29 protein-coding genes are annotated in these 23,079 nt (G+C 40.0%); 19 read left to right on the plus strand and 10 right to left on the minus strand.

What is annotated here, in order from left to right; translation table 11 throughout:
- Nucleotides 1-15: 15 nt before the first annotated feature.
- The 19 genes from ACEYW6_RS09110 to ACEYW6_RS09200 all read left to right on the plus strand — a co-directional run bounded on the left by ACEYW6_RS09110 (nucleotide 16) and on the right by ACEYW6_RS09200 (nucleotide 17,331).
- The gene (locus tag ACEYW6_RS09110; RefSeq protein WP_412979459.1) at nucleotides 16-744 is read left to right on the plus strand and encodes a hypothetical protein; all 729 of its coding nucleotides are present in this window, start codon (nucleotides 16-18) and stop codon (nucleotides 742-744) included.
- Nucleotides 741-1,130 (plus strand): hypothetical protein, encoded by a 390-nt coding sequence (locus ACEYW6_RS09115; protein ID WP_412979460.1) that lies wholly within the window; start codon nucleotides 741-743, stop codon nucleotides 1,128-1,130. The genes ACEYW6_RS09110 and ACEYW6_RS09115 overlap by 4 nt, the downstream gene beginning before the upstream one ends.
- 18 nt (nucleotides 1,131-1,148) lie before the next feature.
- On the plus strand, nucleotides 1,149-2,147 hold the full coding sequence (locus ACEYW6_RS09120) for an IS630 family transposase (RefSeq protein WP_412979461.1): 999 nt from the start codon (nucleotides 1,149-1,151) through the stop codon (nucleotides 2,145-2,147).
- A gap of 19 nt (nucleotides 2,148-2,166) precedes the next feature.
- On the plus strand, nucleotides 2,167-2,547 hold the full coding sequence (locus ACEYW6_RS09125) for a hypothetical protein (protein WP_412979462.1): 381 nt from the start codon (nucleotides 2,167-2,169) through the stop codon (nucleotides 2,545-2,547).
- A gap of 2 nt (nucleotides 2,548-2,549) precedes the next feature.
- A complete protein-coding gene (locus ACEYW6_RS09130) occupies nucleotides 2,550-3,146 on the plus strand; it encodes a Mov34/MPN/PAD-1 family protein (protein ID WP_412979463.1) in 597 nt (198 codons plus the stop codon).
- The gene (locus ACEYW6_RS09135; protein ID WP_412979464.1) at nucleotides 3,134-3,991 is read left to right on the plus strand and encodes a ThiF family adenylyltransferase; all 858 of its coding nucleotides are present in this window, start codon (nucleotides 3,134-3,136) and stop codon (nucleotides 3,989-3,991) included. The genes ACEYW6_RS09130 and ACEYW6_RS09135 overlap by 13 nt, the downstream gene beginning before the upstream one ends.
- A 44-nt stretch (nucleotides 3,992-4,035) precedes the next feature.
- Nucleotides 4,036-4,719: a hypothetical protein gene (locus ACEYW6_RS09140; protein ID WP_412979465.1), complete on the plus strand. Its 684-nt coding sequence runs from the start codon at nucleotides 4,036-4,038 to the stop codon at nucleotides 4,717-4,719.
- Nucleotides 4,716-5,063, plus strand: coding sequence for a hypothetical protein (locus tag ACEYW6_RS09145; protein WP_412979466.1), 348 nt, complete (start codon nucleotides 4,716-4,718; stop codon nucleotides 5,061-5,063). The genes ACEYW6_RS09140 and ACEYW6_RS09145 overlap by 4 nt, the downstream gene beginning before the upstream one ends.
- The gene (locus ACEYW6_RS09150; protein WP_412979467.1) at nucleotides 5,026-6,081 is read left to right on the plus strand and encodes an SAM-dependent DNA methyltransferase; all 1,056 of its coding nucleotides are present in this window, start codon (nucleotides 5,026-5,028) and stop codon (nucleotides 6,079-6,081) included. Before ACEYW6_RS09145 ends, ACEYW6_RS09150 begins: the two co-directional genes overlap by 38 nt.
- Before the next feature lie 220 nt (nucleotides 6,082-6,301).
- On the plus strand, nucleotides 6,302-6,589 hold the full coding sequence (locus ACEYW6_RS09155; RefSeq protein WP_412979468.1) for a hypothetical protein: 288 nt from the start codon (nucleotides 6,302-6,304) through the stop codon (nucleotides 6,587-6,589).
- 111 nt (nucleotides 6,590-6,700) lie between these two features.
- Complete coding sequence (locus ACEYW6_RS09160) at nucleotides 6,701-7,693, plus strand: DUF5895 domain-containing protein (RefSeq protein WP_412979469.1); 993 nt, start codon at nucleotides 6,701-6,703, stop codon at nucleotides 7,691-7,693.
- Nucleotides 7,694-7,771: 78 nt separating this feature from the next.
- A complete protein-coding gene (gene dnaN / locus ACEYW6_RS09165) occupies nucleotides 7,772-9,106 on the plus strand; it encodes a DNA polymerase III subunit beta (protein ID WP_412979470.1) in 1,335 nt (444 codons plus the stop codon).
- 65 nt (nucleotides 9,107-9,171) lie between these two features.
- Complete coding sequence (gene dnaX / locus ACEYW6_RS09170; RefSeq protein ID WP_412979471.1) at nucleotides 9,172-10,488, plus strand: DNA polymerase III subunit gamma/tau; 1,317 nt, start codon at nucleotides 9,172-9,174, stop codon at nucleotides 10,486-10,488.
- A 156-nt stretch (nucleotides 10,489-10,644) separates the two neighbouring features.
- The gene (locus ACEYW6_RS09175) at nucleotides 10,645-12,462 is read left to right on the plus strand and encodes a 3'-5' exonuclease (RefSeq protein ID WP_412979472.1); all 1,818 of its coding nucleotides are present in this window, start codon (nucleotides 10,645-10,647) and stop codon (nucleotides 12,460-12,462) included.
- Nucleotides 12,463-12,549: 87 nt separating this feature from the next.
- A complete protein-coding gene (locus tag ACEYW6_RS09180; RefSeq protein WP_412979473.1) occupies nucleotides 12,550-13,047 on the plus strand; it encodes a hypothetical protein in 498 nt (165 codons plus the stop codon).
- 173 nt (nucleotides 13,048-13,220) lie between these two features.
- Complete coding sequence (locus ACEYW6_RS09185; RefSeq protein ID WP_412979474.1) at nucleotides 13,221-14,405, plus strand: RNA-guided endonuclease InsQ/TnpB family protein; 1,185 nt, start codon at nucleotides 13,221-13,223, stop codon at nucleotides 14,403-14,405.
- Between the two features lie 344 nt (nucleotides 14,406-14,749).
- A complete protein-coding gene (holA, locus tag ACEYW6_RS09190) occupies nucleotides 14,750-15,709 on the plus strand; it encodes a DNA polymerase III subunit delta (protein ID WP_412979475.1) in 960 nt (319 codons plus the stop codon).
- Entirely contained in the window at nucleotides 15,706-16,581 is an 876-nt protein-coding gene (locus ACEYW6_RS09195; protein WP_412979476.1) for a DNA polymerase III subunit delta', read from the plus strand. Before holA ends, ACEYW6_RS09195 begins: the two co-directional genes overlap by 4 nt.
- A 78-nt stretch (nucleotides 16,582-16,659) precedes the next feature.
- Complete coding sequence (locus ACEYW6_RS09200; RefSeq protein WP_412979477.1) at nucleotides 16,660-17,331, plus strand: hypothetical protein; 672 nt, start codon at nucleotides 16,660-16,662, stop codon at nucleotides 17,329-17,331.
- Between the two features lie 347 nt (nucleotides 17,332-17,678).
- Here the strand turns inward: ACEYW6_RS09200 and ACEYW6_RS09205 are convergent, their stop codons facing one another.
- From ACEYW6_RS09205 to ACEYW6_RS09250, 10 genes are all read right to left on the minus strand, one after another.
- The gene (locus ACEYW6_RS09205) at nucleotides 17,679-18,566 is read right to left on the minus strand and encodes an IS1380 family transposase (RefSeq protein WP_412979535.1); all 888 of its coding nucleotides are present in this window, start codon (nucleotides 18,564-18,566) and stop codon (nucleotides 17,679-17,681) included.
- A gap of 122 nt (nucleotides 18,567-18,688) precedes the next feature.
- Entirely contained in the window at nucleotides 18,689-18,910 is a 222-nt protein-coding gene (locus ACEYW6_RS09210; RefSeq protein WP_412979478.1) for an HU family DNA-binding protein, read from the minus strand.
- Nucleotides 18,911-18,927: 17 nt separating this feature from the next.
- Nucleotides 18,928-19,443 carry a peptidoglycan-binding domain-containing protein gene (locus ACEYW6_RS09215; protein ID WP_412979479.1) on the minus strand — a complete coding sequence of 172 codons (516 nt, stop codon included), beginning with the start codon at nucleotides 19,441-19,443 and terminating at the stop codon, nucleotides 18,928-18,930.
- Nucleotides 19,444-19,469: 26 nt separating this feature from the next.
- Nucleotides 19,470-20,093, minus strand: a complete 624-nt coding sequence (locus tag ACEYW6_RS09220; RefSeq protein ID WP_412979480.1) for an SgcJ/EcaC family oxidoreductase — start codon at nucleotides 20,091-20,093, stop codon at nucleotides 19,470-19,472.
- Nucleotides 20,090-20,491, minus strand: a complete 402-nt coding sequence (locus tag ACEYW6_RS09225) for a RidA family protein (protein ID WP_041457408.1) — start codon at nucleotides 20,489-20,491, stop codon at nucleotides 20,090-20,092. The genes ACEYW6_RS09220 and ACEYW6_RS09225 overlap by 4 nt, the downstream gene beginning before the upstream one ends.
- Nucleotides 20,492-20,675: 184 nt before the next feature.
- Entirely contained in the window at nucleotides 20,676-21,041 is a 366-nt protein-coding gene (locus ACEYW6_RS09230) for a hypothetical protein (protein ID WP_185569302.1), read from the minus strand.
- Between the two features lie 123 nt (nucleotides 21,042-21,164).
- Nucleotides 21,165-21,437, minus strand: a complete 273-nt coding sequence (locus ACEYW6_RS09235; RefSeq protein WP_185569303.1) for a DUF302 domain-containing protein — start codon at nucleotides 21,435-21,437, stop codon at nucleotides 21,165-21,167.
- Between the two features lie 12 nt (nucleotides 21,438-21,449).
- Complete coding sequence (locus ACEYW6_RS09240; RefSeq protein WP_011316807.1) at nucleotides 21,450-21,827, minus strand: hypothetical protein; 378 nt, start codon at nucleotides 21,825-21,827, stop codon at nucleotides 21,450-21,452.
- A 21-nt stretch (nucleotides 21,828-21,848) separates the two neighbouring features.
- Nucleotides 21,849-22,136: a hypothetical protein gene (locus ACEYW6_RS09245; protein ID WP_190571297.1), complete on the minus strand. Its 288-nt coding sequence runs from the start codon at nucleotides 22,134-22,136 to the stop codon at nucleotides 21,849-21,851.
- Nucleotides 22,137-22,279: 143 nt separating this feature from the next.
- The gene (locus ACEYW6_RS09250; RefSeq protein WP_412979481.1) at nucleotides 22,280-23,071 is read right to left on the minus strand and encodes a CPBP family intramembrane glutamic endopeptidase; all 792 of its coding nucleotides are present in this window, start codon (nucleotides 23,069-23,071) and stop codon (nucleotides 22,280-22,282) included.
- Nucleotides 23,072-23,079: the final 8 nt, after the last annotated feature.

Raw genomic sequence — 23,079 nt, forward strand, 5'->3', positions numbered from 1 at the left:
AGCGGCTGATTCATTATGCTAGGCAACATACACTCATTCAAAATACCTATTACTTGTATAACATCAATTAATTATCTAGAAAATCTTTCCGAACGAGTAAATATCTTAAGTCTGTATCAAAAATTATTTCCAGAAAAATGGTTAGAATCAACCATACCTATTAATAAACAATCACATCCATCAAGTGCTTATCTAGATAGAGAAATTGAATTTATTAACCTAGTGAATGAAAATCTATTTCCAGTAGAATATATCGATGAAATCGAGTTTAATCCCGAACGTGATAGTATTCTAGTTTCACCACAAAGACTTGAGTGGTGGAATGAAGATTTCGAGGAATTGGTATACTCGGAGAAATTCCTACTGTCATTAATGGGGCAAGGGTACAATATCAGCCAATGGAAACTAAATTTTGGTTTTACTCCTGACTACATTGCTCCAGCAGAAGAAATTTATTTCGAGAAATTCATAAAGCTGTGTCGTCGTTACAAAAGTCCCCTGCAATATTTAGATATAGCCATACGAATTATAGATTACTCAACTCAAAATATTTGGCTAGATATTACGTGTGAAACAAGCGATTGGCTGGAATGGACTTATGATAATATCGTATTTCTCGCTCAAAAATGGCAAGAAGCTGTCTCGATGATGGAGAAATCAAATGAGGTTAGCCATTTGTTAGAAACATCTATTTCTGCTCGAAAAGCAGCAGTGAAAATTTGGAACCAAGCATCAAAAGCATGAATGTAGATACAAATATATTACCAATAATTAACTTAGAAAATGTCTCCCAAATCCTACTTGCCAATATTCCTCAAGATGATTTACTAGGGCAGTTAATTATCCTCAAAGGACAGTTTATTTTAGTCGAACGCGAAGGCAAAGAGTCTAAATACAAATTCTTGTCTCCTGAAGCAGTAGAGAAAGCCTTCACAAGTAAAACTGCCGCGTCTGGATGGCTTTCTAGCAACACAATTTGGTGGGGTAAAAATCCAGAGGGAGAGGCCATTATTCAGTTTTACTCTCCCCAAAAATATCAAATTCAAATTATGGGACAGGAACCTGAAGTAAGTAATCGAACAAAATTAATTACACAAATCAATATACAATATAATTTAGGATTTACTTAGATAATAATTAGGTTTAGAATGATTTTTTTGAGAGAAATTAATCTGCTCTCTTTGAAACTACTGGAGCGCATATATCGCCAAAGTCGATATCATCAGGTACGCCAAAGAGCGCATTTCTTAATTTTAGCTGGACAAGGAATAGAATTAGAAGAATTAATAAAAATATTTAATGTTAGTTATAAGACAATATATAACTGGATAAATCGTTGGGAATTAGAGGGAATGGTAGGACTGTATAATAAACCAGGAAGAGGGAGGAAACGAATATTTAAGCCAGAACAAGAAGCAGAAATTAGAGAGTGGGCGAAACAAGAACCAAGACAATTAAAAAAGACGCTACAAAAAATTAAATCAGAATGGGATATTGAAGTTAGCAGTGAAACCGTTAAAAGAATATTGAAAAATTCTTATATGAGTTGGCATAGAATGCGACGAGATGTTGTAGGAAGTCCAGACCCTATAGAATACAAGGAAAAGTCAGCACAATTAACTGAGTTTAAACGATTAGAAAATGAAGGAAAACTTAATTTATATTACTTGGATGAAACCGGATTTTGTCTCATTCCTTCTGTTCCTTATGGATGGCAAGATATTGGAGAGTATTTAACTATTCCTAGTCGCCGTAGTTTGCGCTTAAATGTTTTAGGAATCATGAATCGCAATAATCACCTTGAAACTTATGTTTCATCTCAAAGTATTAATTCGGATGTAATTATTGCTTGCATTGATACTTTCTTTCCTAAGGTAGATAAACCGACTGTGATTGTTGTTGATCAATCCTCTATTCATACCAGTGGTATTATTCTTGATAAACTTGAAGAATGGTCAGAACGCGGTATTACCATCTTTCAATTACCCTCCTATTCACCTGAGTTAAATTTGATTGAAATTTTGTGGCGGTTTATTAAGTATCAATGGATTGAAATTGATGCTTACAAAAATTGGCAGACTTTTGTAGCATCTCTGGAAAAGATTCTCCGAGAATTTGGTAAAAACTATGTAATTAATTTTGTTTAGTTACTTAATTACTGTCCCTATGCCTGCATTCCTATTTGCTGGATGCAGTAGTAGATATTACCTGTGGGCAATTAAAGGGAGGGTATTTAAACCAGACACACAACTGTACAAGCCCCCTCTACCTAACGTTTGGGAAGATTCTAGTATTTGCTTTAGGGGAAATTCTCTCAGTATGTGCAGTGCTGCAACCATAAGCCAAGTTTGGGATCTGTTCTGGAAATCACCTTTTAACAAGGATTTGTCTCAAGGCAAGTCAAAAACTCATCCCGATAATATCTGCAATCAGCTAATCAAATTACACGAATCTAAAGCTAAATCCTACCCTTCAAGTGACCTTGTTCCGGTTCATAGCTGGAAAGTCACAACCCCAGAAGACATTATCAATCATTTGTTCAGTTAAGCATGAATCCTTTTATCGGTTATCACCTCGCTACAAGTAATAACTTTCCTCCCTACAGTCAAAAACTCCAGGAATACTGGCTGGCAGCAAATGGGCTTTTCTTGCGATCGCACCGCCGCGAGTTAGAGGTTTGCTTGCAACTAACTCAAACTCAAGTTGCTGGACTCCAACCCCTTGAACCCTACTTTCGTCTAAAAGTCCCAAAAGTTCCTTGCCAAGCGATCGCCGAGATTATCAATGCTGCTAGTATCAACGCCCAACAGGAAATCCTATTCTACTTGGGAGTGACAAACAATCAATGGTGGTGTCACACACCACTGCAAACTGCGTCCTCAACTCATGTCTTATCTTTAGAAAGCGCACTTAATAAAAGCTATACAGATAGCTTTGTGGAAATGCACAGTCATGGAACTCTAGCTGCTTATCCTTCAAGTGCAGACAATCAAGAAGAAAAAGGCAAATTTCGAGTGTTCGCAATCGTTGGCACGCTGAATACCATTCCCACAATTTATACCCGCATCGGGATATACAATCACTTTTTCGACATCAACCCCAATCAAATATTTGAACTGCCGCCACAGGTAAAATGCTCGAATTAACTACTTACAAACAAGCTTTACCCGTCTTACCTCGCAATCATACTCGTATCAACTTCGTCTTAGTAGGAGTAGGAGGAACAGGCGGGTTTCTTGCAGAAGATTTATGTCGAATTATTCTGCAACTCCAGCGCACTAGGAAAGAAATTAACTTTGCGATCGTCGATGGCGATACTGTCGAACTCAAGAATATCAGCCGCCAAAATTATCAACAGGCTGAAATTGGGCTACCAAAGGCAGAAACACTGGCTGCAAGATGCAGTGCCAAGTATGGAATAGAGATTACAGCCGTTTGCGACTGGTTTGAAGAAGACATGATTCGCACCGCCAGTTGGTGGAATACCCTAACGGTAATCATCGGCTGTGTAGATAACAGCACAGCTAGAAGCAAAATTCACTCTGTTCTCAAAATAAACAGTGCAAATGAGCCAGCATCACTATTTTGGCTCGATTGTGGAAACAGCAACTATTCTGGACAAGTAGTAATTGGAACGCACTCTAATTTTGATATAGTCCAAGCTTCCAATAACCCAGACAAACCTCAATTCTGGTTGCATCTTCCCTCCCCTGTGCTGGTTCACCCAGAACTGCTAGTTCCTCAGCCAGAAGAACTTAGCGACAATAACCTTTCATGTGCAGAAATTCAAGCACGGAATTATCAATCACTATTCGTCAATAAAATGACGAGTGCGATCGCAGCCCAGTATTTACTTGAATTAACCATCACTGGGGGGTTGAAAAAGTTCGCCAGTTATTTTGACCTCAAAGCAATGTCAACTCGAAGTTTATATACAAGCATCGACCAACTCGAAAAATACTATATTCCGCAAACAAATTACCACAAATAGCTTACGCAAATATATCCCAAAAACTAAAGTTGGGATATATTTTTATGAATCGTTTTAATCACAAAACACTTGAACTAGTTGAACAAAATCCAGAATACTTATCAACGATAAATTATCGTAATCTAACTGTCAAAAGTGAATCTGAAGTTGCTGGCGGTCAGTTTCACCTCATTATGCAACAAATTGGGTTAGGGCTACCAGTGGAAGCTTTATTGAAGGCATACCCCCAAATTAATAACTGGGTCGATAAGGTAAAACCTTTTCTAAATATTCCTGGCAACAAACAATGGAACGCCCAACTTCAATATTTATACCACGATATCCTTCTCTACAGCGAGTGCGACCTGATTATCTACGGTGAAAATCAAGTAGTTAGTTTTGACTGGACAATACAAAAACCTCCTAAATTTGAAATTCTTGAGAGCAAATGGCAAACTCAACTGAGGTTATTTCTCCTATACGAACAAACTGGAATACCATTGGAGCAAATTAGCCTGGTTTACTTGTTCGTTAACACTGATAGTATTTACCAGTTTACTTATTCTGAAGCTAAACATTTAAATTTCAAAGCCCGGATAGAAGAAACACTAGCTCCTTTTGTAGAAGATGATAAAGAGAAAAAACTTTTAGTCCACAAAATGACCCCTCAAGAAGCACATGATAAATGGCTAGCCAAAGAAATATCAACTATGGAATATTTAGCAGCAATTCCTGAAGTTGAAATATGAATCCAACAGAATTAAATATCACGAAAATCGAACTCACTCCTAACAGTGGTTGGACGCTCAATATTCTCTCGCGTCGGATAGCGACTATTACTGATCCCTTGGGAAATAGAAAAACCAGCTACTTCGGGTTCGATAGCAAAAAACAAGCAGAAAAGTTTAGAGATTGGCTTGTCAGAAAAAACAAATGTAGTAGTGCAGTTGTCCGTCACTCAGAACGATTAGCTACTGAATGGGAGGTAAAAGCTTGGAATGTACCAACCTCCCTAATTCTTGAATGCGCCGTCAAAGATTTAAAGGAATCAAGTAATGCAACTATCTCTACTCAATCTACCCTACAACGATGATAATTCACCCATAGCAGATATTTTCAATATTCCTAACTTAGAAAAAGCAGAATTCCTCCGTAATTTAGCTGCTTCCATGCAGCCAACAATCGACCAAAAGAAAAATCCTGCTATTGGAAATCAAAGGGTAACAAAGCGTCGTAAAACTATAGCTCAAGGGGTAATCCAAGAAGGAATTGAACTTGAAATCATCCAGTCTTGGTTATTTGCGATCGCACAAATGTGGGAAGTAGGAAATATCCCACCAATACTACGCGGTATATCTCACAAATCGCAAGTAGAAGCCCTATTTAGAATTTCCCAAATGGGAGAAACAATTCAGAAAGTCCACGAAAAATTGGCAGGCGAATATTACCAAGACTGGGTAAAGTCTTTAAGTCGCGCCGGATTACATACACCAAGCGAAATCATATCCGCAATAACAGAAATTCAACGGTTAGTAAAACCTGAAGCAATTGATACTACCAAGCAACTACTCAATAAGCTTGAGTTAGAAATTATTGGCATGAAAGATGGAGATTTCTTCCCTACTCCTAAACTAGTCTGTCAACGGCTTGTTCAACTGGCAGATATTAAACCAAATTGGCAAATTTTAGAGCCTAGTGCTGGTAGTGGAAATATTGCTGAGTATATCACTAATACCTACCCTAATGTTCAACTAGAGGTGGTTGAGATTAATTACGATTTACGACAAATTCTAGAACTCAAAGGATTTAATCTTGTAGGGAAAAACTTTCTGGAGTTTAACCCCAGTCATTTATACAATGCCTGTATCATGAATCCTCCATTTTGTGAACTTGTCCAACATATCTACCAGGCTTGGAAGTTACTCGTAACGGGTGGTGTATTAGTTTCAGTTATACCTGAATCAGTTTTCTTCAATCGTAAGTACAAAACCTTCAAAGGCTGGCTACAAGCCAATAATAGCTATGTAGAAATAGTAGATAAAGATGCCTTTTTGAGTTCAAATAACTCTACGAACGTAGCTACCAGAATCATTAAACTCATTAAACCATAGTGTACTACAAGCGCATGGCATACTGCCAAATTGATAAAACTAAATATGTCACGTATATTTTCCCTATATGGGGACAATATATGAGATACAAAATCCTTACACAGCAAGAGTTAGAAGTAGCACTTAATAAGTGCAAGCTTGCTGGTTGGAAGGTCAGTAATATCACCAAACTTAGTAATAAAATGCTTGAAATCAAACCCCAACGAACAAGGAGATAAATATGGCAATTGAAACTATTGCTTCTTATAGATTTATTCCTGGTAAAGACAGTCAAATAACCAGTTATGGATCTCCTGAAGAACAAACAGTCGCAATTCATAATTCAAGCATGGCATCTGTGTCACTGACTTTCACAACTGAAAACACATCTGTTCTTAGACAAATTATCATCAGTGTTCAGCAAATATACCAGATACTTATAAATACTAAAACTGAAATTATTCAGGAAGATAATTGCATTGACAGCTTTACAGGCTTAAGGGGAGAGTGTGATGAAAAGTCTATCTAAATAACTAAGTATCAATCAATCTTTTAAGTCGTCTTAATAACAGACGACTTTGATTTTTTACAACGACTTTTTGCTTTACGCATTAAATATTGATTTCCATTAATTAAAATTATGCCAAAAAGTCAAACAAAGCCTACTAATTCTGCTACTGAAGAAAGCACAGTATCCCAGTCTGAATCCTCTGAACAAACAGTTCAGAATAATACAAACATACAAAAGCGTAAATTAGCTATTTCTAAATTTGCAAATCCTGAGTACAATGCGCCGATTAGTAATATCTGCATCTGCCAAGTAATCAATCACATGGAAGCAGAAAAAGTCGGATTGTTTATCAAAGATAAATACTTAGCAGCTATTAACTGGCAAGGACAAGAACCTACACACAAGCACACTTTCTCTAGTGGCACGCCAGAAATGGGAGTATTGCTGCAATCGCCCAGGATGCACATTCTTGATGTTTCTCCCAGATATATTGAGCAACGCGATGATGGCAAAATTGTAGGAGTGTACGAATCACCTGATGGGTACGAAATGTACCAAGCACTTGGCAAAGATGCCGCAGTATTGAGACGGTTTTATTTGTTGCAACTTGTTGATGAAAATAATCATAACCTGCACTCAGTACCAATTGTCTTATCAATTAAAGGCGTTGCGTCATCAAAATTTGGCGAGGCTTATAAACAGTTCCAACGCGAACTAGAGGTTGCATTCGCCCGATTTACTGATACAACTGTCGCTGAAAAACGTGCAGAGTTTCATCGCCTCGGTGTATTTCAACCCACTTTTACGCCATCTCTTGAACCTAAAGAAGCAGTCAACCAAAGAGATAAATCTTGGGTAGCAGTTGTCACTTCCTACAAGTCACCAAATCCTGATGGAAGTGATTTTCTCGAATTCTTCTCAGAAGGCAAAGAAATCGATATCCAAACAACAATGCAGGCAAATCCCGAATTCTCTCACCGTATTGGTAAAACATCAACCGTTGTAGCAGAACATAATCGCCTGGTAGGTGCAGCTGATATGCCAGTAGCAGCACTTCCTCCTAGTACAGCAGGTCAGACTTATACAGCATACAGTACTGAAATGGAAGAATTGCCTTACTAAAAAACTATCTCATGTAATCAAAAAGGGTGCTAGAAATAGCGCCCATTAAAACATCATCTACTAAAAGCAAAATAACAAATGAAACTAAACATTGAACAATCTAAACTCGCAGAAATTCTAGAAACCGCTTATCTCGCAATTAGTCCTAAGCCCACTGACCCAATTTTAGGAAATATCTTACTGATAGCAAATGAAGATGGGATAGTATCAGCAACAGGAACAAACCTTAACCTCACAATTCATACTACAACGACCGCTAATGTAGAAACGTCAGGTCAGGTAGCACTACCAGCCAAACTATTAACTGACACTATTAACAATGTCAGAGGAGAAATTACCTTAGAGGTAGAAAACCAAGCCTGCATAATTACTCACAATAGCGGTAAATGCCGTCTGATTGGCGGAAAACCTGACGAGTTTCCAACTCTTCCCAAGGGAGAAAATCCAATAGAAGTAAATTTAAGTGCCAAGAAACTCCAAGCCGCACTTGAAGGGACACTCTATTGCACCAATGGTGACGAAACAAAGTTAGTTTTAACTGGTGTCAACTTCAAAATTGATACCAATAAGTGGCAAGCTGCTAGTACAAATGGTCACAAATTAGCACTAGTCACAGGAACACTTGATAGCGAATATTCTGACCCAATTGACTTTACTGTTCCAGGTAAGTCACTTAGCGAGTTAAACAAAATTCTCTCTCAAAGTGCCGATACAAGCGTGTGCAATATTCTTCTATCAAATAAAACTATTGAGTTTAGTCTTCCTAATACAAAGGTCATTTCCAGACTTTTAGAGGGAGAATATCCCAAAATCAATAGCTTGATTCCCAGAACATTTGAGTATGAATTTACATTAGAACGCAAGGGATTTGAGAGCGCACTGAAGCGAGTAAGTTATCTAGCTGAACGCAAGCAAAAGGTTGTCAAAATTCTCTGGGAATTGGAAGCTACACAGGCAACACTATACACCGAAGCTACTGATATCGGGGATGCAGTTGACTCGGTACTGATGAAACCAGCAACTAATCATTCAGAAAACATCAGTATTGGATTAAATATCGACTACCTTATCGAAGGATTAAAGCACATTAGTACTGATGAAATCGTGGTGCGGTGTAACAAACCTACGCAACCAGTCATTATCTGCCCAATGGGAGGACTGCTCAATCAGTTGTATTTAGTAATGCCTGTAGAAATTAAGCAGGGGTTTGAAAAGGTAAATAACCAAAGTACAAAGGCAGAAGCCAGCACTCAACCTGAGCCTAACACTGAAGAAGTAACAGATCTAGCACAGGCAACAGATGATAGTGAAAATTCTCAAATAGAATCACCATCTTTAGTAGCGAAAGATACTACTAAAGGTAAGTCAACCTCACGCTCGTCACGAACGAAAAAAGAAGTGGCGACTGCTTAAAAAATTAAACTCCTTATCAGTGCGGTTGGTAGGGAGTAAATAAAACACTTTTAGTCATTAAAACTATGTACCAACCACTACATCTTAAATATCGTCCCCAGACTCTTAGTGAGGTTATTGGGCAAGAACATATCGTTCGCACTCTTATAAATGCGATACTCCCAGGAGGGAGTCGCTCCGCGAACGCTCTCCAAAAGATTGCACCTGCTTACCTATTTAGCGGCCCCAAAGGTACGGGTAAAACCAGTACCGCCCGCATCATCGCTAAATCTCTTAACTGTCAATCAAGCAATGAGCCGACAACTAAGCCCTGTGGAGAATGCAATTCATGCAAGGGAATTACAGCATCTTCTTCTGTTGATGTAACCGAACTGGATGCAGCAAGCAATAGTGGGGTAGAACTGATCCGAGAGCTTATATCCACTACCCAATTTGCACCAGTGGAAAGCAGATTCAAAATATTCATTATTGATGAATGTCATGCCCTAAGTAGCCAATCGTGGCAAGCACTCCTCAAAACCATTGAAAGCCCTCCCCGTCATGTAGTATTTATCTTCTGCACAACCGAGTTACACAAAGTTCCAGAAACCATTGTCTCCCGTTGCCAAAAGTTTGACTTTAAGAGAGTTCCTGTCTCGCTAGTTGCAAGCTACCTAGAACAAATATCTCACCAAGAAAGTATCAACATTGCGCCATCAGCAGTTACCGCCGTAGCTAAAGCAAACAAGGGACATCTGCGCGACTCACTCAAACTATTAGACCAGTTAACCTTACTAGGTGAGGAGGAAATTACCTCTAACTGGGTTTGGGAACTATCAGGCACTATTCCCGAATACGATCTACTCACCGTCTGTGAAAATATCATCAAAGGAGAAATTACGGGCAATTTAGGCATCCTTCAAGATTGGATTGAATCTGGTAAACAGCCAACTGCCATTCATACAAGTCTTGTCAGTTTCCTCAAAGACTTACTTGTGTGCAAAACTAATCCTAATGGCAGACATCTTACACAGCTAGAAGAAGACACCTGGGAGGAATTAGTAAATATCTCGCAGTTGTGGAATATTGACCAGATCCGAAATGCGATCGCAATCTTAATGGCACGCCAAAGTCTCATGCGGGATGAAGACGCGCACCTTTGGTTGGAAGCTACACTTATCGAGATAGTTCCAACCAACAAGGGTAGTCACCAATCACAACCCTGGAAAGATTGGAAAACTGCCCAAGATGCGATTAACTGGGGCAAGGAACAGTTACCCCACTTAACACAAGCGCAGTTACAAGAACACTGGCAAAAGCTGACACCTATTAATGGTAAAAAGGCACCTGCTTGGGTAGAAGCTGTCCAAAAGCTGCAACAAAAACAATTACAGCAAGCTTAACTTTAAGGAGGGTTATAACCGTAGTTATAACCCTATATTTCTTTCTTTATTTAATTAAATAACCAAATAAATTAACATTTACTACCACAGCAGCATACGCAGTTAAGTTGATAGTTAAAAATTAATATCAACATGAATTAGGAAAATTTCTAATTAATGAATTATAACCACAGAGATTTTGTAAAAAAATCTAGAGGGATAATCGTTGTCGATGAAGACAAACTAAACATTTATTGGAAAGACCCCTCTCCAATAAAACCTTGGCAGCCCAAAATACAACTGAAGCCATATCAGGAACTTTTACAAATATTTGTTGATATCGAAACAGCAGGAATCAACCCGTTTGAAAGCCGTATTTATGCTATTGGTTGTATGGATTCAAGGGGATATTCTACTATTTTCATGGATATCTCAGAAGCTAAAATACTGACCAAATTTATCAACCATCTCAGTAAAAGAAATCCAGATGTCATTTTCACATATAACGGGATGGCATTTGATATTCCATTTATTATTACTCGATGCAACTTGCACGGTATAAAACACCCATTTAAAGTTGCATCCAAATCTCGAACTATTCGTACCGCCCAAGTAAGGGGCGAGCCACTAAAAATTCAGGAGGTATTCATCCGAAATAGCCAACACGTAGACATTTATATCTGCGTTCTGAGGTGGGATTTCATAGCCAAAAAGCTAACTAACGGCAGATCGCTCAAAAAGGCTGTATTGGACATGGGACTGCGCCAGAACACTAGGCTAGTTCTTCCCTATGAGGAAATCCTCAGTTGTTGGAAAGATGGCCCTAATAGTAAGGGATGGAAACGCCTAAAAGAGTATCTTGTGTACGACCTCGAAGACACCCGGCTAATTGCGAATAGACTTGTACCCTCATACTATTACGAAGCACTAATTGTACCGGAAATGAACCTCCAGCAGCTAACACTTGCTGGTAATGGTACTAAATGGGAGCGAATATTTGAGCATCATTATCCAGGCTATAAACCAAAACCCGATCGCAAATACAAATTTCAGGGAGGGATGGCTTACTCTATTCCTGGACTGTATAGAAGGGTTGGATATGCAGATATTAGCTCAATGCACCCTTGGGCAATGCTAGACAAGGGTATTTGCTCAATTAAAGATACAGAACGTATTGGGCTAAGTATTCTGCAATATTTGGTGAATGAAAAATTTAGGTTGGAACAACTTGCATCTGCTGGAGATATTGCTGCTAAGGAAAAAAGAGAATCCGTCAAGGTTTTAGCTAACTCCGAGTTTGGATTCTTCGGCACCGCTGAACTCGCCTTCAATGATATGGAGGCTGCTGCATTAGTTACAGCCTACAGTCGAAAAGTACTCAAGCTAATGATTGAAATTATCACTCGGCACGGCGGTACTCCTGTGGAAGTTGACACTGATGGAGTGTTTTTCACACATCCCAACCCAGAAGAGGTACGTAGTTTACTTCAATCTCAATTGCCTAAAGGGATAACTGTCAAGCTAGAGTTTATCGCTGACGCTATGTTTATCCCCGAACGGGGAACCAAAAATTACCTTTTATGGCTTCCAGACGGGAAAATTATCACTAAAGGTAACTGGCGCAACCGCGATCGCTCTCAATTGGAGAAAGAGTTTTCTATTGAGTATTTAACCCTGCTAATTCAAAATGTATCAGCAGCAGAGGATTATTATGCACACATCAAATCCCAGATTTTATCAAGGGAATATCCAAAAGAAAAACTTGCAATCACACGCAAAATTAAAGAGGGCGAAAAAGAAATCCTCAAACTAGGGAAACCTGGAGATGTAGTAACTTATTATTACGGAATTAGTGGCATAACCAATATTAGCAGTAATGAGAATTACTCACGTCAATACTATCTTCACCTTATTGAAAAAAGGCGAGGAGAAATTCTTAAAATAGCTGCTCCTGCAACACTAGAAAGTAACAAACGTCAGTTATCTCTTTTCTAAATGAACAAAGTTGAGATTTTAGGTCATTTTGAAGGCACTAAATATAAAATTTTTTCAAATTCATACATTCTCACTTGTCTGTAACTAATGAAAAATAAATCCTCTTCTCGCAAGCCCAGGCTTAATAAAAAGCAAAGGGATTGGGTCAACTCATTCCTTTCGTCTCATCCTAATGCCAGAGTTAGAACTATTTACGAATTAGATGGCGATCGCGTAGTTCAAATTGAGTGGTGGGAAAACACAAATCCAGTAATATTAGACCCAAAAACTTACATCCAAGGAATTATCAGCTACAATATGTGGGTCAAACTAAGAAAGTCTGGCGACCCCAGGAAAACAGCTGAGTTCTCTTATCGCATTACCCCACCAGAAAAACGAAGCGCATCATGGCACTTAACAGGTCAACTCTCTCTGGAACTTCCTCAATGTTACGAAGTTCCACAACCAAACAACCCAGTTATCATTAAACCAAAAAGGAGAAATACTAAAACCAAAAAACTTAAAAAATTTCTTCAATATACTCTTCCTTTATCAGAGACTAGTGTTCAAATTCATACTACAAATATAGAAAATTGGGAAAAATAAAACAAGCTAATTGCTGATAAAATATTAGGTAATCAACGGATTTACAATGAATCCTATCTAGCTATAGCTAAAAGTCTAAAATCAGGTAAAAAAGATTGTAGAATGAATGCGTTGATCCGTGTGCATAATAATAGCTATAGTTCTCGCGTAAACAAGTTTAAGCAAGTATAGCGATGTACGCTTTAAAAAGAGAGTTAAAACTAAATAACAACGAACGCTCTCTTATGCGTGGTATAGCAGGATTTAAGAGGTTTGTTTACAACTATGCTCTAGATTTAATCACAGCCAGTTGGGATTTTGAAGGCATAAAAGCTGGTGATTCAAAACGACTGGATACCATCAAAAAAGTATTTACTCAAATCACAATGAACAAGCCGGAGTACGCATGGATGAGAAAATATCCATCCACGGTGTATCAATCAGCTTTTCAAGATTTGAAAAATGCTTTTAGTCGCTGGCGCAAGGGATTGACGGGTTTCCCAGTCAAGAAAACCAAAAAGAAAGGAGACTCATTTACTGTTTATAAAACCTCTGGAGTTTACCTCGAAAAGGGTAAGCCAGCACTACCATTTACCAATAGAGTTGTGATTAATCGAGGAAAGAAAATTACCCTACCAGGAATTAAAACATTTCGATTAAAGGAGGCAATTGACTTTATTTGTAGTTCGCAAACATTCACCATTTCAAGAACTGCGGATAGATGGTTTGTATCATTCGTTCTGGATGCCGAAAAAATCCCACCAATTATTCACACCATAGAAAAGATTGGCGTAGATTTGGGAGTAAAGACTTTAGCAGTTTGTTCTGACGGCACAACTTATGCCATGCCAATTACCATAAAAAAAGCGAAAACCAAGCTGAGTAAATTGCAGTGGCGAAATCGTAATAAAGTCCTAGGAAACAAGAAACTCAACATCAAAGCCTCCAAGAACGCTCACAAGTTGTATAATAAGTCAGCTAAAATCTACGCTCGGATTGCCAATATTAGGCGAGATACGACACAAAAGATGACAACCGATTTAAGTCGTAAAGCATACATAATTCGTATTGAAGACTTAAATGTCCAAGGGATGATTGCTAACAGCAAGTTAGCTGCTGCTGTTAGCAACAACTGCTTTTATGAAATTCGTCGCCAATTAACTTATAAGCAGTCTTTCTACGGCACAAAAGTCGAATTAGTCGATAGATGGTATCCTAGTTCTAAAATGTGCTGTAAATGTCATCATATTCAACCAATGAATTTGTCCGAAAGGGTTTTTCATTGCAAAAGTTGTGGGCATATTCAATGTCGAGATGAAAACGCATCCATTAACCTTGAAAATGCCCCACCCAATAAAGTAAGGTTGGCTCAACCTTAACTCAACGCCTGTGGACAAGAAGTAGCCTTCTACCTTGGTCGAAGCAGGAAGAAAACACTAAGCCAATCAATAAGTTTGAGTAAGTTTAGATAAGTTTTTCGGAGCAGTGATAGAGTATCTTCAACAGTTAGATTCTTGGCGCAAATACTTGAGTAATAAACCAGTAGATCACCATATTGATAAATACTCAATTCAAAATTTCGTACAACCAGTACAAACTTAAGTGAGGTATTTACTAGTCACTACATAATAAATACCAAGCAGAAAGAGTTAATACTAACTCTTCTTTTTTTAACCACTGCTTATGACTAACGCATGATAATTAGATGTTTATCTAATCCATAATGCCAGTATACCTATACTACGGCGAAGATACCTATTCGCTCAATCAAAAAATAAACCATTTGGTGAATCAAAATGTTCATGCTGAATGGAAAGCTTTCAACTACATCAAGCTATCTGGAAATGAGAAAAATATTGCTACCAAGGTTTTTACTGAGGTTATGACGTTACCCTTTGGAGAGGGTAATAAAATTGTTCATACAGATAGCGATCATTTAATTGGAAGTTTATCAAATGAGGATAATAACCAAGAACTTGAAAATCAACTTTCTCGAATACCTGCAAGTAACATTCTTTTAATTACTAGTAACAAAAAGCCAGATTCCCGCAGAACAGTAGTCAAAACTATCCTAAAATATGCTCAACAAGAAGAGTTTCCTCTCGTTCCTTGTTGGGATAAAAAGGGGATAATTAATTTAATAGGAAAGTATGCAGCTATCCATCAAGTTAAACTTATACCGGATGTAACTGATTTTCTAGTTGAAGCAATTGGTAATAACACTGCACGAGCCGATAGCGAATTTGCTAAACTTGCTGTCTATGCAAGTCAAAAAATTATTTCTCTTGAGGAAATAAAACAATTAGTTAGTAATCACAATACAGACTACCAAAAGCTTACTATGGCTATGTTAAGGAATCATTCAAACTTGGCAATAGCGCAGGTGGATAAACTACTAGATAATAATGAACATCCACTCAAAATAGTAGCAACGCTTACGTCAATTTTTCGTACTTGGCTAATAACCAAAGCTGGGGTAGAAGCCAAATTATCTGACATGAATATTGCAGAAATAGCCGAATTGAAGAACCCTAAAAGATTGTATTATCTCAAAGATGAAATTAAGGTTATAGGCATTCAAAAACTGAAAAACAGCCTTACCTTACTTTTACAACTCGAAACCGAACTCAAAAGCGGTACTAACAATTTAATTAGTCGAATTATCGAAATTTGCACGATATGAAAAGCGATTTATTTACAGAAATCATCGGACAGCATACCGCCAAACTTCTACTAACCGAAGCAATCGAACGTAATCAAATTGCTCCCGCATACCTATTTAGCAGCGAAGTTGAGGGAGTGGGCAAAGGAAAAACTGCTTTGGCATTCGCAAATGCAATACTCTCAAGAGGAAGTCGCTCCGCGAACGCAGGAGAATCTAAACATCTAGACATCTTACAAATCAAACCAACCTATACCGAAAACACCTCCCAGCAGAAAAGTGTCCCTGCTATCCGAGTAGAACAGGTGCGCCAGGTAATTGAATTTCTCTCAACTAGTGCAGTCGAGGGCAAGCAAAAGGTTGTGATTATCCACGAAGCAGATATGCTCAACCCTACTGCCGCTAACAAACTTCTCAAGACACTGGAAGAACCTAAAACTGGAACGTTTATTCTGATATCATCCTATCCTCAAAAACTATTACCCACTATCGAGAGTAGGTGTCAAATGATACCTTTCCAAAGGTTAACTGATGAGGAGGTTATTTCTGTCCTTAAAGACCAACAGATTGAGGCAACAGAAAAAATACTAGCTATCAGTTCGGGCAGTCCTGGTCAAGCGATCGCTAATATCAAAATGTTAGCTTCCATCTCTCAAGAAATCACAAAGGAACTGGAAGTGCCTCCTGACGATATCCTCAAGGCACTCAGTTTGAGTAACTCCATCTCAAGCTGGAATCACCAGACGCAGTTATGGTTGCTTACCTATCTGCAATACAACTGGTGGCAGAAATTAAAAAGTACTAAGCTACTAGCTAAATTCACTCAAGCAAGACAGCAATTGCTGCATCACGTTACGCCCAGAAGCGTTTGGGATAGCCTACTTCTGCCATAACAAAACCCACTCATTATCAAAAAGCACTGCCAGTTAGAAGTATTTCTAGCTGGCAGTATTTGTTTACACATAAAAGATATGAACCAGCAACACAGTTTATTCGATGTCGAAGAAACCATCCGCAACAGTAAAAACCAAAAAACCAGCGAAATATTAAACCCCAGCACTAGAAAGATACTTCAACTACTAACCAGCCAAGGGATTAACAAAGCTGTAACAGCCAGCCTACTAGATCTAGCAGGAGCAAGCCGTGAAATTGTTCAATACATCGCCGGGCCAATTGTCACTCAGCAAAACGGTTGGCAACAGTCAATTCCCACTTGGGTTTGGCGCGCGATCGCAGTTGATAGATTAGATGCAGCTTTACAAGAGATAGACAAGGGAGAAGTAGGTAAACTCGCCTCTAGTAGCGAAGTTGTTGCACTGATGATGCCAATTGCTTTTGAAGCGCCGCTATCATCCCAATGGACAGATGTTTACCTCTGGGCAAGTTATGATGCCCTTGTCAGACACAGACCTTTCAAGAATTTCAACTACGAAAACCTGTGGGAGAAGATTGGTACAACTCCGGTTTCGTATGACAAAATCCGATCTGATTATGAACCCCTGGCTGCTGATATTCGTTCTCGTGTAGTCAAACACGCGGCGAAAGAGGGATGGGGTAAGAAGTCTTCAAATAACAACAAACACCCTGTTACAGCAAATTCAACTGAAAGTAATACTAAGATGGAGCAATTGTCACTGTTTTAATAACTAATAAAGAGCGATATGAGCCATCGGCAGGGTGACTTCGCGGGCAGCAATACCCTGTTTGTGAGCCTGCTGTAAGGTCATACCGCGAATTTCTCACAAACAATAAAAAATCAATTCATCTCACTTGATTTCAGGCATTTCTTTATACATTATCAATTGAAATTTATGAGGTTAAATAAAGTAAGTACAAATTAGCAATTATCAGGCTAAAACAATTACTCTATTTTTCTTGCTACTGAAAAAACACTCTGTTCATAAAATTAAGCATCCAAAAGAAGCCTTGAATCAAACCAAGTCCAAAGTATTATTAATTAGAGAGGAATGAAATGCTGCTTGACTTGAGATTAAGCGGTATTCAGGAGAATTTTTAAGCATCTGTAAGCAGCAGCAAAGATATGTTTGGAAGGACTTGAGCTAGTAATCGCAATTAAAATTCGCCGTGAGCTTATAGTAATTAAGGCTCCTAACTTCCATATTTTTGTCCGAATAGTTCCAATTTGAGAATTTTGTAATTCTGTTTTGGCTAAACATTGTGACCGCAATGCATTCATCAAAACGTAAGCAAGAGAAGAAAACCATAGACGTAGCTGATTTCCGGCAAATGTATGAGTACTGGTTCTATCACTAAAAAGCTCAAGTTGTTGTTCCTTAAAGCGATTTTCCATCTCCCCTCTGGAGCAATATTTTTGTCTGTATAGTTGACCAGGAGGTACTTTATTGGTAGACAGAGAAGTAACAACAAAACGAATATTATTTCCCTTGATTCCATATTCAACCTTACAAACAACACGACGACTACGACTCCAAGATTCACGAGTCTGATAGTCTAACGACTTATGCCAAATTGAGTTATCAATCAGGTCACAAGCAAGTTCGGAAAGTTGTTCATTTGGTTTAAATACAGTTTCTAAGAATGAAACTACTGTTGATAATTTCTGCTCAAACTCAATCTTTGCTCTATTTTGAGTCGTCGTGGTCATTTGAATTAAACGACTATTTCGCGCCAATCCAAAAACGTAGTCAACTCCAGGGAGCGACTCACACCATGTCATGATATCGTCTCTGGAATAGGCACTATCTCCACGTACTAAAATCTCAACATTCTTCCATTGTGTACGTATTTGTTTAATTACTCTCTGTAGTTCTGATAATGCCCCGGCTGCTGGGTCTACATTTGAAGGTCTATGTTTGGCTGCTAACAAATGTTTTCCAAGGTATGGAGTGTAGAAAATGAAGAAGAAAAACTTTAGTTTTGAATTGCAGCAATAGGTAAAGGTTTACTATGAAACAGCCCATTCATAGTAATCGCCACAGCGGGAACAGTGATTGGATTGCTGGTAACAAAGCAATTCATCTATGGTGCTACTTTCTCCCGAAACTGCTTGCCAGCAGAAAATGCAGGTATTTTGGTAGCAGGAATGGTGATTTTCTCGTTGGTTTGGGGATTACGCCCTTCACGCTCTGAGCGATCGCGTCGCTCGAATGAGCCAAAACCAACAAGTGTTACCTTATCTCCATTCGCTACAGCTTCAGTAACAGTAGTTGTGATTTTGATTGAAAGAATCTTTCGGTTCATTAGAAATCTCCTGTGGCTTATGGTTGTGTAATGTTCTGTTGTTTCCAGGGAAGCGGCGATCGATAGGGGTTTTCGTGCATATCCAGGACTTCCCAGGTGGTTGGATTGACTCGCCCTGTAACTGGGATTCTGTATCGTCGCTGGAGATCGCGTACCGCAGACGTTGTGACCGCACCAAAGATGCCATCGATGATCGCCCCTCTTGGATTGCCTAACCTCACACCTGCGGCTCCTAAAAAGCCATTGTCTTGAAGGATGCGCTGTAACAATTGCACGTTTCTGCCGCGATCGCCTTGGCGCAAGGTAGGTAAGGTTAAATCAGTGTAGGCAGTGGCGATCAGAATGGGGGAGGTTTGTTGTGGAGGAATGCGGTGTGCGATCTGCGCTTCTCCCCTTGGGAGATGCCAAGGGCGAACGCAGCAGCGCTGAGTGCAAAGCACACGCTCCGCGAACGCTATCGCGGGATGAGTGAATGAACCTCCGAGCAATCCTATTGCAATCGTTAGTACTCCGAAAATGAGTTGAGGTTTCATGATTGTCCTCCTGATGGAGATTGGTTTTATTTCGCATCAATTTGCGTCGGAGTGATTACTCCACTCGCTTTGAGACCTGCAACGAGGTCGGTCACTTGACGTTGAGCCTCTGCACTCAGGGAGTCAAAGTCGTCTAAGAAGAATTGACGTTCTAGCGTTAACTTCCGGGTATTTAGCAACCCTTCGATCCGCCAACCTTCGTCGCATTTCGTTACGACGTATAGCGGCAGCGAATCTCGTGACGGTGAAGTTTCAGTTTGTCCGGGCAGTATTACCCTGATAACTACGTGCATGAGCGCGAGTTGCGAGTTCACGAAGCGGACAAAATTCACCTCACCCTCCAGGCATGTTCCTTTGATAACCGTGTCGAACGCTTGCTGATGAAATGCAGCGATTTCTTTTCGACCCTTGAGATGTGTACCCTCGAACGTGAGGAAATCGGCAGTTTTGCTGAACGGGGCAGCAAAGCCTTCCCCGCTACCTCGATTCCAAGCATCAATCATCTGGTGAAGGAAAGCACGGATTGCCGACTCGTCAGCATTAGTGGTGGTTTGAGCTGTTTGTGAATTCACACTCTTGAGTTCTCCTTTTAAGTGATAGACCAGTTTTCGAGCAGCATAAATTGTGTTATTAACGCTTGCAAAACTCACGGAACAATTGCAGTCACGCGAATTTCAATCCGCATCGTGGGTAGTCCAAGCGCCGCGACTCCTACCTGTGTCCAGATTGGAGCGTGATTCGGCATATAATGACGAAATAGCTTGGACATCACTTCGTTAACCTCCGGGGGGAACCCGCCAACATGGTAAGAATTAACGTGAACCACATGCTCCCAACCCGCACCAGCCGTCGCCAAGGTTCGCTCGACGTTCCTGAACGCCTGAGCAATCTCGTCTGCAAGCGATTCGGTAATTTGCAGATTGTCATCCCAGCCACCTTGCCCTGATATCTCCACTCGATTGTCAATTTTTACCGCTTGCGAGTAATGCAATTGATTCAACAGATATTCCCCATAACCAGGGGTAACAAAAAACTTGGGCTTATTCATGGTGTTCCTCATGTAGTACGTTTGACTCTATCTCGCGTTCCTGAAACGAGTTTGTTTCGGCATCATCCGATTTAGACCCGAATGGCACTAAGAAAAGCCCAAAGGCTTGTTTAGTCTCGTTCCCATTCTTAAGACTGGAAACCAGTCAGGGCAGGGGCTGTGTCTTAACGAGCGTGCCATTCATTCAACTTTTTCTACAAGCTTGCTTCATCAAGATACGGTTGTTTTTATACACCTCTAAAGTTCCAGACTGCGGGTTATCCAACGTGCCATCCCATACCCAATATTCATAAATTCCATTCCGAAACTTATACACTCGAACACCTTCTGTTGCTTGGCTAGTTCCTTTATTCAAACTTAAATTACCGTTGGCACTGGTTGCGCGATAAAGCAGTTCACCGTTCGTATAGTTCTGCCAAATATTGATGTTGTACCCACCCTGGCATTTTGTACTCAGGATGATGCCAGCAGTAGAATCAGCAGAAGCTCTTAAGGAAAAATTAGCTAAGATACTGATTGGCAGAGCCAGGAGGAACGCAAATATTTTCATGAGTGTTGTAAAATTAATGAGTTTGACATTACTCGATTGCTACTACAATGCTGTTTCAAAAACGCCAAGGTGCGATCGCCTTTTGAGCGGGCGCTTTGCGCCATCGCGTGCTAATTCTGCAACTTATTTGTGATCGACGGAACTAAGTGCTTCATTGATTAAAGGTGCAATGATAGCGATATTTTTCACCAACTCATCCGAGAGAGAAAATCGCTGTTTTAAGTAATTAGGATCGTTGTAACTCACCCACACCTTGCCGTCAGTCGCTTCATGAGCCAGTACTTTCAGGGGTAAATCCAGGGCGATCGTTGGTTCTGCCACCATGAGGGAAGAGGCAGAGCCTCCCAGAATGGGTTCCCAGCCTGGGCAAGGGCTGTGTCTTAACGAGCGTGCCATTCGATTTAGACACTAATGTTCAGAATTCACTCGCCATGTAATCACAATGATTTCTGCAAACCCTAAGACAAATATTAGCCGCGAAAACGCTCCTAAAATGGCTTCCATCGTCCAGTTCTGACTCTGAACCTCCCAGATCATCCAAACAATATAGAATCCCATCACCAACCAGGGTAGAATTACCGCTGAATTCCGTCTGCGATAGAAGCGGATCGTCCTCTCGCGCCAAAATGGGAAGGTGCTGAGGAGACAAAAAATGTAGGAGGTTCCTGCACTAATGAACAAGCTTCTTTGAAGACCCGAAGGCAGGTTTGGGTATCCAAGCGCGATCGCTGTCAGACAAACTCCCAGCGCAAGATACAGAAAAGTAAACAAAGTAAATCGTTTCATTTTTTCTCTTTCCAATAAAGCTTATTCTCTGTACCACACACGCACACATTGAAAGCAATTGATTGCAAGACCCTGACTGATCATCACTGGGTGGAAAGCATTACTGGTCGTCACTCCGTAGACATCATCACCTGTGCCTTCAATCCGATCGGGTAAAACAACAGTTTCAACATTGATTACCTGTATCGTTGTATTTTCGATCCATTGATTGACCTCACTTACAACCTCAGAGAAGGATTCATACTCGGAAGCTCCACCGAAGGGTCCCCGTTCAGTAATCCGAGGCGCGAAATCTTTGTACTGAATCATTTGATTTACTACCTTAAAACTGTAGAGTTGAGCATCAATTCAAGTAGTGGGCATCGCCCACCATTTTCAAAACCTTTTTCTTTAAAACCTTTCACAGCAAGACTTTGTGGGCAGTGATAGCCCTATGAGATCTATTCCAAAACCTAAGCCAACCTTGCCAGCAAACCGCTAAGAACAAAGGTAAAAGCATGAACGCTGATATGAGCTAACATTGCAGCCTCTAGCGAATATTGCCAAAAGAGCCAGCCAAACGCGATTCCCACAATCCCATTCAGTAACAACGCCCGAATAATTACAACTGGAGTGAGGGGAACGATCGCGGCAGTCGCTGGCAGGTGTAGTAGTCCAAATACCAACGCGGCTAGAACGATCGCACCCTGGTAAATCCCTTGACTGGGCAACGTAATGCCTTGTTTGAAGACTTTCCACGCGATCCAAACAAGCAGCGACATTAAACCCCAGCGCATCAAAATTTCCTCAGTGATGCCGCCATAAAATATTGCTGTGAGCAAATTCAACCAACTTCGCTCTGTATTATTGGCTGCCTGTAGCGCTTCAGGTAGGGCAGGTTGCATCAACTGATCGAGCAACAAGAGAACGATCGCCCCTGCTGCACCCACACCCAAGCTCCACTTCAACTCAACGGCAAAAGATGGAGACTTAGCGGTGTGCAACACCCAATGATCAATCAAATGTGAGTGTAATCCAACGCGATAGGCACAGCCAATTCCGATCAGAATGCTGATTGCCAGTAGGATTGAATACTGTAGTCCTTGCAGAAGCATTAAAATCCCCAATGGCGGCACTTTTTCCAGTGTTTCTGGAGACAGTTTTGCTAACTGTTGCTCGATTAAAGGAATAGACGCGATCGTGAACATAACAATTCCCACACTGCCCAGTACAAATAAAATCCCGAATTGTTTCAGAATGGCCATTGGTTTAA

Origin of the sequence: Nostoc sp. UIC 10607, assembly GCF_047228265.1 — a bacterium.
Classification (GTDB): Bacteria; Cyanobacteriota; Cyanobacteriia; order Cyanobacteriales; family Nostocaceae; genus Nostoc; species Nostoc foliaceum_A.

Excerpts from the sequence above, each read along its gene's own strand:
- ACEYW6_RS09110 (WP_412979459.1), top strand. The coding sequence starts at position 16 with ATGCTAGGCAACATACACTCATTCAAAATACCTATTACTTGTATAACA.
- ACEYW6_RS09115 (WP_412979460.1), top strand. The coding sequence starts at position 741 with ATGAATGTAGATACAAATATATTACCAATAATTAACTTAGAAAATGTC.
- ACEYW6_RS09120 (WP_412979461.1), top strand. The coding sequence starts at position 1,149 with ATGATTTTTTTGAGAGAAATTAATCTGCTCTCTTTGAAACTACTGGAG.
- ACEYW6_RS09125 (WP_412979462.1), top strand. The coding sequence starts at position 2,167 with ATGCCTGCATTCCTATTTGCTGGATGCAGTAGTAGATATTACCTGTGG.
- ACEYW6_RS09130 (WP_412979463.1), top strand. The coding sequence starts at position 2,550 with ATGAATCCTTTTATCGGTTATCACCTCGCTACAAGTAATAACTTTCCT.
- ACEYW6_RS09135 (WP_412979464.1), top strand. The coding sequence starts at position 3,134 with ATGCTCGAATTAACTACTTACAAACAAGCTTTACCCGTCTTACCTCGC.
- ACEYW6_RS09140 (WP_412979465.1), top strand. The coding sequence starts at position 4,036 with ATGAATCGTTTTAATCACAAAACACTTGAACTAGTTGAACAAAATCCA.
- ACEYW6_RS09145 (WP_412979466.1), top strand. The coding sequence starts at position 4,716 with ATGAATCCAACAGAATTAAATATCACGAAAATCGAACTCACTCCTAAC.
- ACEYW6_RS09150 (WP_412979467.1), top strand. The coding sequence starts at position 5,026 with ATGCAACTATCTCTACTCAATCTACCCTACAACGATGATAATTCACCC.
- ACEYW6_RS09155 (WP_412979468.1), top strand. The coding sequence starts at position 6,302 with ATGGCAATTGAAACTATTGCTTCTTATAGATTTATTCCTGGTAAAGAC.
- ACEYW6_RS09160 (WP_412979469.1), top strand. The coding sequence starts at position 6,701 with ATGCCAAAAAGTCAAACAAAGCCTACTAATTCTGCTACTGAAGAAAGC.
- dnaN (WP_412979470.1), top strand. The coding sequence starts at position 7,772 with ATGAAACTAAACATTGAACAATCTAAACTCGCAGAAATTCTAGAAACC.
- dnaX (WP_412979471.1), top strand. The coding sequence starts at position 9,172 with ATGTACCAACCACTACATCTTAAATATCGTCCCCAGACTCTTAGTGAG.
- ACEYW6_RS09175 (WP_412979472.1), top strand. The coding sequence starts at position 10,645 with ATGAATTATAACCACAGAGATTTTGTAAAAAAATCTAGAGGGATAATC.
- ACEYW6_RS09180 (WP_412979473.1), top strand. The coding sequence starts at position 12,550 with ATGAAAAATAAATCCTCTTCTCGCAAGCCCAGGCTTAATAAAAAGCAA.
- ACEYW6_RS09185 (WP_412979474.1), top strand. The coding sequence starts at position 13,221 with ATGTACGCTTTAAAAAGAGAGTTAAAACTAAATAACAACGAACGCTCT.
- holA (WP_412979475.1), top strand. The coding sequence starts at position 14,750 with ATGCCAGTATACCTATACTACGGCGAAGATACCTATTCGCTCAATCAA.
- ACEYW6_RS09195 (WP_412979476.1), top strand. The coding sequence starts at position 15,706 with ATGAAAAGCGATTTATTTACAGAAATCATCGGACAGCATACCGCCAAA.
- ACEYW6_RS09200 (WP_412979477.1), top strand. The coding sequence starts at position 16,660 with ATGAACCAGCAACACAGTTTATTCGATGTCGAAGAAACCATCCGCAAC.
- ACEYW6_RS09210 (WP_412979478.1), bottom strand. The coding sequence starts at position 18,910 with ATGAACCGAAAGATTCTTTCAATCAAAATCACAACTACTGTTACTGAA.
- ACEYW6_RS09215 (WP_412979479.1), bottom strand. The coding sequence starts at position 19,443 with ATGAAACCTCAACTCATTTTCGGAGTACTAACGATTGCAATAGGATTG.
- ACEYW6_RS09225 (WP_041457408.1), bottom strand. The coding sequence starts at position 20,491 with ATGAATAAGCCCAAGTTTTTTGTTACCCCTGGTTATGGGGAATATCTG.
- ACEYW6_RS09230 (WP_185569302.1), bottom strand. The coding sequence starts at position 21,041 with ATGAAAATATTTGCGTTCCTCCTGGCTCTGCCAATCAGTATCTTAGCT.
- ACEYW6_RS09235 (WP_185569303.1), bottom strand. The coding sequence starts at position 21,437 with ATGGCACGCTCGTTAAGACACAGCCCTTGCCCAGGCTGGGAACCCATT.
- ACEYW6_RS09240 (WP_011316807.1), bottom strand. The coding sequence starts at position 21,827 with ATGAAACGATTTACTTTGTTTACTTTTCTGTATCTTGCGCTGGGAGTT.
- ACEYW6_RS09245 (WP_190571297.1), bottom strand. The coding sequence starts at position 22,136 with ATGATTCAGTACAAAGATTTCGCGCCTCGGATTACTGAACGGGGACCC.
- ACEYW6_RS09250 (WP_412979481.1), bottom strand. The coding sequence starts at position 23,071 with ATGGCCATTCTGAAACAATTCGGGATTTTATTTGTACTGGGCAGTGTG.